We start from the raw sequence: 14,100 nt of genomic DNA, 5'->3' as shown, positions 1-14,100 counted from the left end.
GGGAGTGTTAGCACTCAAGTGAGTGGAGTGCTAAACGATGCTCCGCAATCCGAAGGTTACTTTTGAAAGGAGATTTATTTATTCATGGCTAAAAAAGAGTTTAAAGCTGAATCCAAAAGACTGCTGGAAATGATGATTAACTCCATTTATACGCAGCGCGAGATTTTTCTGCGGGAGCTGATCTCCAATGCAAGTGATGCCATCGATAAAATCTATTACAAGGCACTGGCCGATGATAGTCTGGTGTTCAATAAAGAGGACTACTACATTAAAGTAAGCGCCAACAAGGATAGCCGAACGTTAACCATTGCCGACACCGGCATCGGGATGACGCAGGAAGAGCTGGAGAACAATCTGGGGATTATCGCGAACAGCGGCTCGTTTGCTTTTAAGAAGGATAATGAAGCCAAGGACGGACACAACATCATCGGACAATTCGGGGTCGGCTTCTATTCCGCATTCATGGTGGCGGACGATGTGACCGTAATCAGTAAGGCGCTGGGCAGCGAGCAGGCGTTCAAATGGGAATCCCAGGGTGCGGACGGCTACACGATTGAGCCATGTGAGAAGGATACGGTCGGTACCGAAATTACGCTGAAGATCAAAGAGAACACCGAGGACGATAACTACGACGAATTCCTGGAAGAATACCGTCTGAAATCAATCATCAAGAAGTATTCGGACTTTATCCGCTTCCCGATCAAGATGGACATTACCAGCAAACAGCCTAAGGAAGATGCTGAGAATGAATTCATCGATGTCACCGAAGAGCAGACGGTCAATAGCATGGTGCCGATCTGGCGCAAGAACAAGAAAGAGCTGACCGAAGAAGATTACAACAACTTCTATGCAGAGAAGCGCTACGGGTTCGACAAGCCGCTGAAGCACATCCACATCAGTGCGGACGGCGCAGTGGTCTACAACGCGATTCTGTTCATTCCGGAGAATACTCCGTTTGACTACTATACCAAGGAATATGAAAAAGGCCTGGAGCTCTACTCCAACGGCGTGCTGATTATGAACAAATGCGCCGATCTGCTGCCGGATTACTTCAGCTTCGTCAAGGGGATGGTCGATTCCGAGGATCTGTCGCTCAATATCTCCCGTGAGATGCTGCAGCATGACCGCCAGCTGACGATGATTGCTAAGAACATTAAGAGCAAGATCAAGAGCCAGCTCCTGAGCCTGCTGAAGGATGAGCGTGAGCAGTATGAGACGTTCTATAAGTCTTTTGGCAGACAGCTGAAGTTCGGGGTCTATAACGACTACGGTATGGAAAAAGAAACACTGCAGGACCTCCTGATGTTCCACTCCTCCAAGGAGAAGAAGCTGGTGACGCTGGCTGAATATGTTGAGAGAATGCCGGAAGACCAGAAATATATCTACTACGCTTCGGGTGAATCGGTAGAGCGCATCGAGAAGCTGCCGCAGACCGAAATGGTGCTGGACAAGGGCTATGAGATTCTCTACTTCACTGATGATATCGATGAATTCGCAATCAAGATGATCATGGCTTATAAGGAGAAGGAGTTCAGAAATGTCTCCAGCGGCGACTTGGGGATTGAAGAGAGTGCCGAGGATAAGCCATCCGAAGAGGAAGAGAACGAGAACAAGGGATTGTTCGAAGCTATGCAGGGCATTCTGTCCGGCAAAGTGAAGGCAGTCAAAGCCTCCAAGCGGCTGAAATCCCATCCGGTCTGCCTGTCCACTGAAGGCGAGCTCACGATCGAGATGGAGAAAATCCTCAAGGCCATGCCTAACGGCGGCCAGGATGTGCAAGCGGACAAGGTGCTGGAAATCAACATTCACCATGATGTCTTCAAGTCCCTGAAAGCGGCTGCCGAAGGCGACAAGGAGAAGCTGGGTCTGTACACCAACCTCTTGTATAACCAGGCGCTCCTGATCGAAGGACTGCAGGTTAATGATCCGGTGCAGTTCACGAACGATATTTGTAAAATCATGGTCTAACACCGGCGCTGCCGCCGGGCTGTTGACCTTGACTGATTAAAAGACCCCGCGACTGGCTGCTTAGGCCGGCGCGGGGTCTTTTTGGAAAGAATTTATATGTTTTGTGGGGTTATTTAGTGCATATATGGAAAGCGTCCTGCGGCAGGATGACCGGCGCAGATAATGGACATCCTCCAGAAGGAAGGGGCCTGAGCGTGTTCACAGTGACTTGAAGGTCTCGATGAACTTGGTAGCCATAGACGACAAATACTTATCCTTCATCCATACGGCGGCCACGCGGGTGCGCAGGGTCTCGCAAAGGATCTCTTTGTAGATCAGGTTGCTGTGATTAGCCAGCTCGAACGCCGACTTGGGCACGATGCCGATCCCGAGTCCTGCATTGGCCCAGAGCAGCGTGGTCCGGGCATCATCATTCATACAGAAGATCTGTGGCCCAAAGCCGTGCTCCAGGCAGGTCTCGCGGATGAGCTGCTCGAAGCGGCGGTAGATAATCAGCGGTTTGTCCTGCAGCTCGCCAAGCTGAGCAGCACTCTGGCTAGGGGCCCAGTCATAATCAGCGGCCATCACCGCGATCATCGGCTCCGAATGGAAATACAGGCATTCCAGATTGCTGGTGTTGAACGGGGTGCGGATAATGCCCACCTCAACAATGCCCTTGTTCAACAAGTCGATAATCATGAACGTATTGCCTTCATGAATCTCAAAGGTTACGCCCGAATACCGCTTATGGAACGCTGTCAGCGGCTCGTGCAGCAGGGTAGCGCCTGATGAAGAGACCGTTCCAATGGTAAGGCTCCCCTTTAGTCCTTTGGCATAGTCGCTGATCTCCCGGGCGGTGGAGTCCGTTAACTCCAGGATCTGCTGGGCCCGGTTACGCAGAATGATTCCGGCATCCGTCAGCTGGATGCTGCGCGGTCCGCGCTCCACCAGCTTGACTCCGAGCTCCTCCTCCAGCAGCTTGAGCTGCTGGCTGAGCGGGGGCTGGGCCATTTGCAGCTTCCTGGCTGCGGATGTAATTTGTCCTTCCTCGGCAATGGCCAGGAAATATTTTAATTGGCGGATATCCATAGTACAGCCTCCGTTCCTACAGGTTATGACATACGTTATCCATATGGGATAGATACGAAACCAATATTATGAATATGTAAGCGGGTATGACATAATCATAACGGGTCTTTTATTTTTTTCAAGAAGGATTACATACTACGCTTAAGTTAGGTGAGGATGAATGTGCGCAAAATTGCAGTATTCTTAAAACCGTACAAGAAAGAAGTGACAATCGGGCCGATTTTCAAGCTGCTGGAGGCGGTTCTCGAGCTGCTGCTGCCGACGATTGTAGCCCTGATCATCAACAACGGAATTGGCAAGCAGGATAGCAGCTACGTTTACCGGATGGGGTCCCTGATGGTGCTGATGGCTATTCTGGGCTTCGGCTGCTCCATGGTATGTCAATATTATGCGGCGCGGGCCTCACAGGGGTTCGGCACCACGTTGCGCAACAAAATGTTCAAGCACATCTCTTCGCTGTCGTATGCCGAGCTGGATGTCATCGGCACGCCTTCGCTGATCAACCGGATCACTAACGACGTTAACCAGCTGCAGGTGGCAGTAGCTATGCTCATCCGGCTGGTCATCCGTGCGCCATTCATCTGTATCGGGGCTATTATTATGGCGATGATTCTGGATTTCCGTCTGTCGCTGATCCTGATTGCCGCTACTCCCGTATTCGCAGTAATTCTATACTTCATCATTACGCGCAGTTCACCGATGTACCGTAAATATCAGGCTAAGCTGGACCGTCTTGCGCTGGTGCTCAGCGAGAATCTCTCTGGCATCCGGGTGATCCGGGCCTTCGCCGAGAGCCGCCGCGAGAAGCAGCGCTTCAATGAAGCCTCTGAGGATCTGACGCAGACGGCCATCCGTGTCGGACGGATCTCCGCTTGGCTGGGACCGATGACGACACTGGTAGTGAACGCAGCAATTATTGCTATTCTATGGGTAGGCGGCATTCACATTGAAGCCGGGAGTCTGTCGCAGGGTGAGATTATTGCATTCATTAACTATGTAACCCAGATCCTGCTGGCTCTGATCGTAGTCTCCAATCTGGTCATTTTGTTCACCAAAGCTTCGTCGTCTGCCAGCCGCATCAATGAGGTGTTGGCGATGACAGCTTCGGTTGTTGAAGTGCCTGCTCATGCCCCTGCTGCGAAGCGGGACGGTGCAGCACCGGTGATTTCCTTCCGCAATGTCTCTTTCGGCTATAACACGACCGGTGAACTGGCCCTGGAGAATATCTCTGTAGATATCCTCAAGGGGCAGACGGTTGGATTAATCGGCAGTACCGGTTCAGGCAAGAGCACCTTCGTGAATCTGATTCCGCGCTTTTATGACGCTGTGGAAGGAGAAGTTAGAGTCGAGGGTGTAAAGGTACGGGATTACCGGCTGGAGCAGCTGCGCAGCAGAATCGGCATTGTGCCGCAGAAGGCGGTGCTGTTCACCGGCACGATTGCCGAGAATATCCGCTGGGGGAAGGCGTCTGCTACCCGGGACGAGATCATGGCCGCAGCGGCGGTTGCCCAGGCTGAGGAGTTCATCACCCGGCTGCCGGAAGGACTGGATACGCTGGTGGTACGCGGCGGGCATAACCTGTCCGGTGGCCAAAAGCAGCGCCTGACCATTGCCCGCGCTGTCGTCGGACGTCCGCCGATTCTCATCCTGGATGATTCCTCCAGTGCGCTGGACTTCGCTACGGATGCGTCACTGCGCCGCGCACTAAGCAAGAACAGTACAGATATGACCGTACTGCTTGTATCCCAGCGGGTGAGCACAGTAAGGCAGGCCGATCAGATTATCGTCTTCGATGAAGGCCGGATTGCCGGAATCGGTACGCATGAGGAACTGCTGGAGAGCTGCGCAGTCTATCAGGAAATCTGCATGTCACAGCTCTCAAGCGAGGAGGCTTTACAATGACCAGTACAATGACCTGGAAACGTCTGTTTCAATATACCCGTGAGTACCGGAAAATAACGTATGGAGCTATCTTCTGCGCCATCCTGAGCGTGGTTGCCAGCCTGATCGGGCCGCTCCTGATTGGCCGCGCCATCGACCATATGATCGGACCGGATCGGGTGGAGTTCCCGGAAATTCTGCGCCTGCTGCTGATTCTGGGCAGTGTATATCTGGTCGGCAGCTTCTTCGGCTGGCTACTCACTTATTATACGAATAAGCTGGCGTTCCGCACGGTCTATGACCTGCGCCGCGAGCTGTTTGACAAGCTGGACGCCCTGCCGCTGAAGTTCCATGATAACCATCCCCAGGGCGACAGCATCAGCCGGTTCGTGAACGACATGGATGCCGTCTCTGACGGGCTGCTGCAGGGCTTCTCCACGCTCCTGACCGGACTTGTCACCATCGCCGGAGCCATCGGGCTGATGCTCTATATCAGCCCTGTAATGACGCTGGTGGTGCTGCTGTCTGCCCCGGCAACCTTCTTCGTTGCCCGCTTCATTACGATGCGCTCCCAGCAGCTGTTCCGTGAGCAGGCCAAGATTCTCGGGGGGCTGAACGGCTATGTCGAGGAAATCGTCGGCGGGCAGAAGGTGGTGCAGGCTTATCATTACGAGGACCGCTCCTTTGCAGGCTTTGCCGAGCGGAATAATGAGCTGTACAAGACAGGGACAAAATCGCAGTTCTATGGCTCGCTCTCGAACCCGACTACGCGGCTGGTTAATAATATCACCTTCTCGCTGATTGCGATGATCGGAAGTGTGCTTGTTATCGGAGACCTGTTCTCCGTAGGGGATCTGTCCAGCTTCCTGATCTACTCCAGTCTGTTCGCCAAGCCGTTCAATGAGATAACTGGTGTGATCACACAACTGCAGTCCGCCACAGCTTCGGCGCAGCGGATCTTCTCAATACTCGATCTCCCGCAGGAGGCCCCGGACCAGCCGGATGCCTACGTGATGGAGAACAGCCGGGGAACGATCACCTTCGACAAGGTAAGCTTCGCCTATACACCGGAGCGCCCGCTGATCAAGGATTTCAGCCTGGAGGTGAAGCCGGGCACGCGCGTGGCGATCGTCGGCCAGACCGGGGCAGGCAAGACCACGCTGGTCAACCTGCTGATGCGCTTCTATGAGGTAGACAGCGGAACGATTCGGATTGACGGCGTAGATATTACCTCCATCACCCGCGACAGTCTGCGGCGCAATTTCGGCATGGTGCTGCAGGAGACCTGGCTGTACGGGGCTTCCATCCGCGACAATATTGCTTACGGCAAGCCGGGGGCCTCCGAAGCGGAGGTGATTGCAGCCGCCAAGGCCGCGAATGCGCACAGCTTCATCAAGCGCCTGCCTGAAGGCTATGACACCAGGATCAGCACCTCGGGCGATAATCTCTCCCAGGGTCAGAAGCAACTCCTCACCATTGCCCGCGTCATGCTGGTTGATCCGCCGATGCTCATTCTGGATGAGGCGACCAGCAGCATTGATACGCTGACAGAGGCGCGGATACAGAAGGCCTTCCTGGCGATGATCACCGGGCGGACCAGCTTCGTCATTGCCCACCGGCTGTCCACGATCCGCGAGGCGGACCTCATCCTGTTCATGAAGGATGGAGATATCGTGGAGAGCGGAACGCATGATGGGCTGCTGGAGAGCGGAGGCTACTACGCCCGCTTGTACAACAGCCAGTTTACGGCGGTGTAGGAATACGGTTAATTTTAATAGCTGCGGCAGCACTTCTCTGGAAGTGCGCCGCAGCTATTTTTTAGCCCGGCGCAGATCAGGATTGATCCTTGCCCGGATGTAGGCGGCTGCGCATCACCCCGGGAGTCACTCCATGGGCCTTGCGGAAGACCCGGATGAAGTAATTGGTCTCCATACCAAGGTTGAGGGCGATGTCCTGCACGGGGCGCTCCGGGTCCTCGGTCAGCATCTGCATGGCGCGCTGCAGCCGCAGGTTCTGCAGATACTTGTGGGGAGTGACCCCGTATTCCTGCAGGAACAGACGCTGGAAATGCTGGACGGAATAACCGACAGCCGCCGCCAGATTGGTGATCAGCAGCGGCTCGGTGAAATGCTCGTTGATCAGGCTGACGGCTTTGTTCAGCGCCTCGTTGCGGACGTTTTCGTTCTCCAGCCGGGTCGCTGCACCTGTGGAGACTTCACTTCTGCGCAGCATCAGCAGCAGCCGGTACAGCGTCACCGACAAGTCCTGCATCGACTGCTCCTCCTGACGCGCCGAGCTGTTCCCATTCACCGTGTGCCAGATCCCGCCCAGCATCTCCCAGCACGCCTCGAACCGTTCGAGGCGGAACGGGGCTGGCGGCAGCAGGCTGAGACCCTCCAGAACGGAGGCAGACTGGCTGCCGTGGAACCCGATGAAGCCGACATGCCACGGCTCGTGGGATAACGGATAATATTCATGCCCGCGGTCAGGCGGAAATGCATAGGCCATCCCAGGCTGCAGCACTGTTTCGGTGCCGTCCTCCAGGTCACGGAACCGCCCGCTGCCGCTGCGGATCAGGAAAATCTGATGCACCGGGAATCCGGCAGGACGCACATGGTGATACTGGATATGACGGCCGACAGAGTACGGATATAGAGGGAAAGCATTCAGGTCACGCGGCATTTCAATCAGAGAGAAGGGGAGCATACGAACACCTCATATTCATTTTGTGCTATGCAAACGCTATTATTATCCTACCATTGATCATAGATTATCCTTTATTATAAATAGTATAAATCGTTATAAGCAAGAGGGACAGAGCCACAAAAGAAATTGTATCAGTGAAAAGTCCCATCCTGACATCTACCATCACACATAAACGAGAGGATGAAATCATATGAGCAGCAAAGTTCCTGCAATCAGCAGCAAGGCTCCTGTAATGCTTCATGGCGCCGACTATAGTCCCGAGCAATGGCTGAAATATCCGGGGGTGCTGGAAGAAGATATCCGTATGATGAAGCTGGCAGGCTGTAATGTCATGTCTGTCGGGATTTTCTCCTGGGTCTCCCTGGAGCGCGAAGAAGGGGTATTTAACTTTGAGTGGATGGACCAGCTGCTGGACCGTTTTGCGGCGAATGGTATTTATGCGTTCCTGGCTACTCCGAGCGGTGCGCGTCCGGCATGGATGTCCGAGAAGTATCCTGAGGTGCTGCGGGTGGAACGGAACCGGGTGCGCAACCTGCACGGCGTCCGTCATAATCACTGCTTCACTTCTCCGGTCTACCGTGAAAAAACAGCGCTGATCAACTCCAAGCTTGCTGAGCGTTATGCGCATCACCCGGCAGTGATCGGCTGGCATATCTCTAATGAATTCGGCGGCGAATGCCATTGTAATTACTGTCAGGATGCCTTCAGAGACTGGCTCAAGGCGAAGTACAATAATGATCTGGATGAGGTGAACCACGCTTGGTGGGCTACCTTCTGGAGCCATACGTATACTTCTTGGGAACAGATCGAGTCCCCTGCTCCGCATGGTGAAATGCAGGTTCATGGGCTTAACTTGGACTGGCGCCGGTTCGTAAGCGATCAGACGATCAACTTCTGCCAGCATGAGATTGACGCGGTGCGGGGCTGTAACCCTGACCTGCCGGTGACCACCAACATGCATATGATTGACGGCGTAGACTACCGTAACATGGCGAAGATTCTTGATGTGGTATCATGGGATGCTTACCCGGACTGGGGATATACCGAGGACGATGATGACGCCCGTCTGGCCGCTTGGACAGCGATGCACCATGACATGTACCGCAGCTTCAAAAAGAAGCCGTTCCTGCTCATGGAAAGCACACCTTCCCTCACGAACTGGCAGATTGTCAGCAAGCTGAAGCGTCCGGGGATGCACAAGCTGTCCTCACTCCAGGCAGTAGCGCATGGTTCAGATTCTGTACAGTACTTCCAGTGGCGTAAAAGCCGCGGCTCCAGCGAGAAATTCCACGGCGCGGTGATCGACCATAGCGGACACACGGAGACCCGTGTCTTCAGGGATGTAGCTGAGGTAGGCCGTACCCTGGCGGGACTGGAGGATGTTGTAGGTACAACAACTCCTGCTGAGACAGCCATTCTGTTCGACTGGGATAACCGCTGGGCGGTGAAGGATGCCCAAGGTATCCGCAATTCCGGCCTGAAATATGAAGAGACTGTGCTTCAGCATTACCGGGGTCTGTGGGAGCTGGGAATTCCGGTGGATGTGGTAGGCTCAGGCGATGATCTGTCCGGCTATAAGCTGGTGATTGCTCCGATGCTGTACCTGATCAGCGAAGAGAACGGGAAGCGGATTGAGAAATACGTTGAGCAAGGCGGAACCTTCCTGGCCACCTATTGGTCGGGAGTGGTCGGCGAGACCGATCTGTGTCACCTGGGCGGTTTCCCTGGACCGCTGCGCAGAACGCTGGGCATTTGGGCCGAAGAGACAGAAGGACTGCATAGCCGCGATCTGAACGGTTTAGTAATGGACCCAGGCAACAGCTTGAAGCTGAGCGGGGAATACGATGCGCATGAGATCGCCGAGCTGATTCATCTGGAAGGCGCGGAGGCGCTGGGCCATTACCGCAGCGACTTCTACGCCGGACGTCCTGCACTCACTGTGAATAAGCTGGGAGCGGGTAAGGCTTATCATCTGGCAACACGTGTGAAGGACGCGCAGTTCTATGTGGATCTGTACGCCGCAATTACCGGAAAAGAGCGGATCAGCCGCACGCTGAACAGTGAGCTTCCGACCGGAGTAACCGCCCAGCTGCGTTCCGATGGTGAGTATGAGTATGTATTCGTACAGAATTTCAGCGGTTCCGAGCAAGTAGTGACGCTGGACGGACAAGCCTATACTGATGTAGAATCCGGCGCAGCGGTTCCGGCCGAGCTGAAGCTGGCAGTGAATGGACTGGCAATTCTGAAGCGTGCAGCGGCCAAAGCATAAGTGAAGCAGCTAAATCGCGTAATATAGTTACAAGTATCAGCACAGATAGAGTGAGTTACAAAAGAAGGCAGAACCCTATCGACGGGTTCTGCCTTTTGAGTATGCTTTAGGTTGTGGCTGGACCGTACAACCGCTCAATCCCCTCAATCACCTGCCTGAAGTATTCACGCTCATGCGGGACAAAGTGCGTGAAGTTCACCAGCTCGTCGATGTCCGTTCGTTCACCGTTCCCGGTGACCTGGAAGCCCTGCACATGAAGCTTGCTGTTTGCTCCCGAGATGAAGCTGCGGAAGTCAGCGAAGCGGGCCTCTACGATTCCAGCCACTTCTTCCAGCTGCGGGGTGAATTCACTTAGTGCATAGCGGTTCTCGTAGACAAATACATGCGCCCGTTCACGGTCCATGAATCCGGCGGAATCCATCTGGTAGGGGATGACCCCCAGCGGCTGCAACTCGTCAAAAGCAATTGAAAGTCCCAGTTCCTCCTGTACCTCGCGGATACCGTCCATAACGGTCTCGTCAGCCAGCAGATGTCCGGCGGCAGTGATATCGAGCAACCCGGCATAATCTCTCTTCTGCTGACTGCGCAGCTGGAGGCAGATCCTCAGCCCGCTGTCATCCTTGCGGATGAACCAGCAGTGGAAGGTCTCGTGCCAGAGACCTTGGCGGTGAACCTCGTCGCGGGGAGCCATCCCCGTCCGGTTCCCTTGTTCATCAAACGTAGTAAGTATTTCCTGGACCATAATAGTTGCTCCTTCACAAAATGCTAATTGATCCCGTGCACGATACCGCGCAGGGGTTGACGATAAGTTATAAACAGCTTACCATAAATAAGGAAATACAATAATATCCAGTAAATTAGAGGATAGAGCCCTAGAGCATATGATGGATGAACGGGGGCGCCATGAAGGCTGTGGCTTCGGCTTCGCTCTGGCCGGATTCCTGTTCTATATGTATAACAATTGAGGAGGAACATTATTGACGCTGGTAACGATGGACCGTATTACTTTCGAATCCCTAAGCGCCGAGCGGCTCGGCTGGGCCTGTATGGAGCCGACCTTCCAGCAGATCCGCGCGAAATCTCCGGAGGTGAAGAATGAGGCGATCTCGCATCTTGGAAGAGGACAGAAGGCACTCTGTATGTTCCGGATTCTGTATGGCCATAGTTCTAACTCTGCCGAAGAATACTATGGGTGGATTTGCTATCTGCTGGATCAGCCCGGGCATTGGGAGGGGGTGCTAGAGGGACTGCAGTTTTTTGGAGACTCTGCACTTATTCAGCTTCTGGAAGAATCTAAGGGGATATTCGCAGCGAGGAACCGGCGGGTAGGACGAGGCTGGGGCGAGGCGGCGATCCCAGACCTGAACACAGATAGTGAGCTTCAAACTGCGGTAAGCGGACTCTACACCCGGTATCAGCAGATCACAGCAGGCAGCCTGCGGATCATCGCGGAGTACATCCGTGCGAATCCGGAACAATTCGTGGTCTTCAGCGACCCGACAGCCTGATCCTTATAAGCGGCAAAAGACCCCCCGAGCTTCAATCGAAGCCCCGGGGGTCTTTCTCTATTAAATCTTGTAATGGCCGTATACTAGCCTATACTTATCTAGCCAACCAGCCGCCATCCACATTCAGAATGTGGCCGTTCAGGTAGTCGGATGCTGCGGAGGCCAGGAATACGGCAGGGCCCTTCACATCTTCAGCAGTTCCCCAGCGTCCGGCTGGAATACGCTCAAGGATGGAGTCGGAGCGGCCCTGGTCTGCACGGATTGGAGCGGTGTTCTCGGTAGCCATGTAGCCCGGAGCAATCGCGTTGATGTTAAGGCCCGAGCCTGCCCATTCATTGGCGAAGGCTTTGGTCAGACCGGCTACGGCATGCTTGCTTGCGGTGTAGCCCGGCACGTTGATGCCGCCCTGGTAGGAGAGCATGGAGGCGATGTTGATGATTTTACCGCTCCCCCGTTCCAAGAAGTGACGTCCGGCAATCTGCGACAGCAGGAAGACAGTGTTCTGGTTGAGGTTAATGACATCGAACCAGTCTTTCTCACTGTGGTCCTTGGCCGGAGTACGGCGGATCATGCCTGCACAGTTGACGAGGATATCCACTTTGCCGGTGAAGGCAACGGCTTCGTCGAACATGCCTTGAAGCTTGGAATGGTCGCTGAGGTCTGTGGCGATACTCAGTGCTTTGACGCCAAAAGCTTCACAGGCTGCTACGGTCTCGTCACTGGAATTAAGAGATACGGAGACTACGTCTGCACCGGCTTCTGCGAAGGCGATGGCAATGCCTTGTCCAAGACCTTGCGCTGCGCCTGTTACGATTGCTGTCTTACCTGCCAAGCTGAATAAAGATGACATATGATTATTCTCTCCTTTGAGCGATTTGATTGTGAAATTAGCCGCATTCAATGTTGACGCCGGCCTTGCGGAACAGCTCTGCGGTCTCCGGGGCAAGCCCGCTGTCTGTCAGCAGCACATCGACCTCCTGCAGGGAGGCGAAGGTGCGCAGCGCGGTCTGTCCGAACTTGTGATGATCGCAAGCGGCGAACACCTGACGGGCGGTGGAGACTAACGCCTGTTTGAAATCTATAAGATCGCCGGTATAGATGGACAGGCCGTGTTCAATATGAACGGCTGTGGCCGAGAGAAAGGCTTTTTGAATATTAAGCTTCTGTACATAGGACACGGCTTCGGGACCGGCCAGCATATTGCGGACACGGTAGCCGCCGGGTACGACCAGACGGATGTTATCTCTCTGGACCAGCTCACTGATGATGTAGACATCATTGGTAATGACCGTAAGAGGCATATTCGTAAGCCGCCGGGCAATCTCAAGCGTTGTGCTTCCGCCGTCCAGGGCAATGATGTCATCCGGAGCGATATGCGCCAGCGCACGCCGGGCAATCTCCGTCTTCTCCTCGGCGTATTTATCCAGCGGATTGCGCAGGGGCAGAATGCCGAACTGATCGCTCTGTGCCAGCACGGCACCGCCGTGGACGCGCATAATCAGTCCCTGCTCCTCCAGCTTGCTTAAGTCCTCGCGGATCGTTTTGCCCGTGACCTGGAGCTTGTCGCTCAATTCATTCACGGTTACATCCTTCTGGTTCAGCATAACTTCCATAATCATCTCGTGCCGCCGTATCGGGTTCATCCGCCTGCCTCATCTTTCCGTAGTTGATTTGCTACTATTGTAATTCTTTCATCCCTACGGGGTCCATATCATCATACCGCTTGTTGTCTCCGGCCATGCTCCAGATGAAGGTATAGTTATGCGTACCGACACCGCTGTGAATGGACCAGCTTGGCGAGATGACAGCCTGTTCATTGTGCATTACGATGTGGCGGGTCTCGGTCGGCTCGCCCATCAGGTGGAAGACGATGGAATCGTCCGGCAGATCGAAATAGAAGTAGGCCTCCATCCGGCGCGGATGCGTGTGGGATGGCATGGTGTTCCACATGCTGCCCGGCTTCAGCTGAGTCATCCCCATTACAAGCTGTGCGCTCTGCACGCCGTTCGTGTGGATGAAGCGGTGAATCGTCCGTTCGTTGGAATTCTCCAGACCGCCCATGGCTCCGGATTCGGATTCAGCCAGCGTAGTCTTCGTAGTCGGGTAAGACTGGTGTGCCGGAGCGGAATTCAGATAGAATTTTGCCGGCTTGGCGCTGTCCGCGCTTTTGAAAATAACATCCTTCGACCCTTGGCCTACATACAGGCATTCCTTGAAATCAACCTCATATTCAGTACCGTCCACAACAACCGAACCCGGGCCGCCGACATTGATGATTCCCAGCTCGCGGCGTTCCAGGAAGTAAGTTACGCCAAGCTCCTTGAGGTCCGTAGTCAGAGTTACCTCTCCGTTCACCGGATTCGCTCCTCCAACGATCATGCGGTCTTCATGGGTCAGGACAAGCTTCAGCTCGTCTGGTGCAAAGATAACCGGGATATGGAACTCCTTACGCAGGCGCTCAGTGTCAAACTGCTTCACTTCATTCGGATGTGATGCAAAACGTCTTTCCATCGAATATTCAGTCTCCTTAGAAAATATATTTTCGTTCGTATAGGTACAACTTAATCCATTTACGTTCATTTATCAAGCATAATCTTTTTTAGTATGTTTATTTTAGTTTATTTGTTCGGGAATAAGATTGCCATCTGAACTGAAAGCGTGCACAATAGAGCTGGAGTACAGGGGAATTATTCAGGATTG

The 14,100-nt window shown here is 53.9% G+C and carries 11 protein-coding genes; 5 read left to right on the top strand and 6 right to left on the bottom strand.

Annotated features, from left to right (window positions below; translation table 11 throughout):
• Positions 1-84 precede the first annotated feature (84 nt).
• Positions 85-1,968: a molecular chaperone HtpG gene (gene htpG / locus MKY12_RS17215; protein ID WP_036724793.1), complete on the top strand. Its 1,884-nt coding sequence runs from the start codon at positions 85-87 to the stop codon at positions 1,966-1,968.
• 198 nt (positions 1,969-2,166) lie between these two features.
• Here htpG and MKY12_RS17210 read toward each other — a convergent pair whose 3' ends face one another.
• Positions 2,167-3,036 (bottom strand): LysR family transcriptional regulator, encoded by an 870-nt coding sequence (locus MKY12_RS17210; RefSeq protein ID WP_339310111.1) that lies wholly within the window; start codon positions 3,034-3,036, stop codon positions 2,167-2,169.
• A 162-nt stretch (positions 3,037-3,198) separates the two neighbouring features.
• On the opposite strand from MKY12_RS17210, the gene MKY12_RS17205 reads away from it, so the two are divergent.
• Together MKY12_RS17205 and MKY12_RS17200 are read left to right on the top strand one after the other, a co-directional pair.
• On the top strand, positions 3,199-4,938 hold the full coding sequence (locus MKY12_RS17205) for an ABC transporter ATP-binding protein (protein ID WP_339310110.1): 1,740 nt from the start codon (positions 3,199-3,201) through the stop codon (positions 4,936-4,938).
• Positions 4,935-6,674: an ABC transporter ATP-binding protein gene (locus MKY12_RS17200; RefSeq protein WP_339310109.1), complete on the top strand. Its 1,740-nt coding sequence runs from the start codon at positions 4,935-4,937 to the stop codon at positions 6,672-6,674. Before MKY12_RS17205 ends, MKY12_RS17200 begins: the two co-directional genes overlap by 4 nt.
• Positions 6,675-6,750: 76 nt before the next feature.
• Here the strand turns inward: MKY12_RS17200 and MKY12_RS17195 are convergent, their stop codons facing one another.
• Positions 6,751-7,623 carry an AraC family transcriptional regulator gene (locus MKY12_RS17195; RefSeq protein WP_339310107.1) on the bottom strand — a complete coding sequence of 291 codons (873 nt, stop codon included), beginning with the start codon at positions 7,621-7,623 and terminating at the stop codon, positions 6,751-6,753.
• 190 nt (positions 7,624-7,813) lie between these two features.
• Between MKY12_RS17195 and MKY12_RS17190 the strand changes: the two genes are divergently transcribed.
• Positions 7,814-9,892 (top strand): beta-galactosidase, encoded by a 2,079-nt coding sequence (locus MKY12_RS17190; protein WP_339310106.1) that lies wholly within the window; start codon positions 7,814-7,816, stop codon positions 9,890-9,892.
• Between the two features lie 106 nt (positions 9,893-9,998).
• Here the strand turns inward: MKY12_RS17190 and MKY12_RS17185 are convergent, their stop codons facing one another.
• A complete protein-coding gene (locus MKY12_RS17185; RefSeq protein ID WP_339310104.1) occupies positions 9,999-10,634 on the bottom strand; it encodes an NUDIX domain-containing protein in 636 nt (211 codons plus the stop codon).
• Positions 10,635-10,869: 235 nt separating this feature from the next.
• Between MKY12_RS17185 and MKY12_RS17180 the strand changes: the two genes are divergently transcribed.
• Positions 10,870-11,400, top strand: coding sequence for a hypothetical protein (locus MKY12_RS17180; RefSeq protein ID WP_339310102.1), 531 nt, complete (start codon positions 10,870-10,872; stop codon positions 11,398-11,400).
• Between the two features lie 94 nt (positions 11,401-11,494).
• Here MKY12_RS17180 and kduD read toward each other — a convergent pair whose 3' ends face one another.
• From kduD to kduI, 3 genes are read right to left on the bottom strand one after another with little or no spacing between them, the layout of a single operon-like run.
• The gene (gene kduD, locus MKY12_RS17175; RefSeq protein WP_339310100.1) at positions 11,495-12,250 is read right to left on the bottom strand and encodes a 2-dehydro-3-deoxy-D-gluconate 5-dehydrogenase KduD; all 756 of its coding nucleotides are present in this window, start codon (positions 12,248-12,250) and stop codon (positions 11,495-11,497) included.
• Between the two features lie 37 nt (positions 12,251-12,287).
• Positions 12,288-13,043 carry a DeoR/GlpR family DNA-binding transcription regulator gene (locus tag MKY12_RS17170; protein WP_209878561.1) on the bottom strand — a complete coding sequence of 252 codons (756 nt, stop codon included), beginning with the start codon at positions 13,041-13,043 and terminating at the stop codon, positions 12,288-12,290.
• Between the two features lie 34 nt (positions 13,044-13,077).
• A complete protein-coding gene (kduI, locus tag MKY12_RS17165; RefSeq protein WP_036724811.1) occupies positions 13,078-13,911 on the bottom strand; it encodes a 5-dehydro-4-deoxy-D-glucuronate isomerase in 834 nt (277 codons plus the stop codon).
• Positions 13,912-14,100 lie beyond the last annotated feature (189 nt).

Source organism: Paenibacillus sp. FSL M7-0896 (genome assembly GCF_037975415.1).
Lineage (GTDB): Bacteria > Bacillota > Bacilli > Paenibacillales > Paenibacillaceae > Paenibacillus_AQ > Paenibacillus_AQ silagei.
This window is presented reverse-complemented; position numbering and strand designations above follow the sequence as displayed.

Coding starts and splice junctions, on each gene's coding strand:
- htpG (WP_036724793.1), top strand. CDS start 85: ATGGCTAAAAAAGAGTTTAAAGCTGAATCCAAAAGACTGCTGGAAATG.
- MKY12_RS17210 (WP_339310111.1), bottom strand. CDS start 3,036: ATGGATATCCGCCAATTAAAATATTTCCTGGCCATTGCCGAGGAAGGA.
- kduI (WP_036724811.1), bottom strand. CDS start 13,911: ATGGAAAGACGTTTTGCATCACATCCGAATGAAGTGAAGCAGTTTGAC.
- MKY12_RS17190 (WP_339310106.1), top strand. CDS start 7,814: ATGAGCAGCAAAGTTCCTGCAATCAGCAGCAAGGCTCCTGTAATGCTT.
- MKY12_RS17195 (WP_339310107.1), bottom strand. CDS start 7,623: ATGCTCCCCTTCTCTCTGATTGAAATGCCGCGTGACCTGAATGCTTTC.
- MKY12_RS17170 (WP_209878561.1), bottom strand. CDS start 13,043: ATGAACCCGATACGGCGGCACGAGATGATTATGGAAGTTATGCTGAAC.
- kduD (WP_339310100.1), bottom strand. CDS start 12,250: ATGTCATCTTTATTCAGCTTGGCAGGTAAGACAGCAATCGTAACAGGC.
- MKY12_RS17185 (WP_339310104.1), bottom strand. CDS start 10,634: ATGGTCCAGGAAATACTTACTACGTTTGATGAACAAGGGAACCGGACG.
- MKY12_RS17200 (WP_339310109.1), top strand. CDS start 4,935: ATGACCAGTACAATGACCTGGAAACGTCTGTTTCAATATACCCGTGAG.